The sequence below is a fragment of the Microbispora hainanensis genome (genome assembly GCF_006874475.1).
GTDB lineage: Bacteria > Actinomycetota > Actinomycetes > Streptosporangiales > Streptosporangiaceae > Microbispora > Microbispora hainanensis.
Genome location: NZ_VIRM01000169.1, coordinates 1 through 696 on the forward strand (window position 1 = coordinate 1; position 696 = coordinate 696).

1 protein-coding gene is annotated in these 696 nt (G+C 69.4%); it reads right to left on the reverse strand.

Annotation, left to right across the window (positions count from 1 at the left end; translation table 11 throughout):
* The coding region (locus FLX08_RS40020) for an ISAs1 family transposase (RefSeq protein WP_244313250.1) at positions 1-678 on the reverse strand (678 nt) is incomplete at its 3' end.
* Positions 679-696: the final 18 nt, after the last annotated feature.

The following is a 696-nucleotide window of genomic DNA, read 5'->3' on the forward strand; positions in this document are numbered from 1 at the left end:
CAGGCGGGCCAGGCCGATGGCCAGATTGCGGAGGCTCGCCATGATCCGGGGTGCGGCCCCGGTCCTCATCGTGCAGGCGTCTTCGCGGTAGGTGACGTCGCGGATGTGGTGCAGGGCTTCGATGCTCCAGTGGCCGCGGATCAGTCCGGCGAGGTGGGCATGGGTGATCTGGCCGGGGTGCAGGCTGGTGATGGCGTAGATGGTGACGATGGTGGTCTTCCCGGTGGCGTTGTTGGTGCGGCGTCGTTTGACCTGGATGGCCTGGGCGGCGTGGGGGAAGGGCAGGCCTGGGCGGACGGTGCAGATCTTCATGCGGCGGATCTCGCGGCGTCCGTGCCGGGTCTCGTCGGTGCGGTCGTTGAGGATGGCCTCGCGCCAGGGCAGGGCCTTGAGCCGGCGCAGCAGGGTGGGCTGGTTGCCCTTGACGATGAACACGTAGTGCCCTCCGGCCGCGACGATCTGCCTGGCGTGCTCATGCTGGGTGTGCAGGGCGTCGGCGGTGATGACCACGCTGGTGAGGTCGAGCCCGGACAGCAGGGGCGTGAACGCGGGGATCTCGTTGCTTTTGGCTGCGACCTGGGCTTGAGCCATCACCGTCTGGGTGTCGTGGCGGGTGGCGGCCAGCAGGTGGGTCACACGGTCGCCGGTGCGGCTGCCGCGCAGGGTTTTGCCGTCCACGGCCAGGCCGAGTAGCGC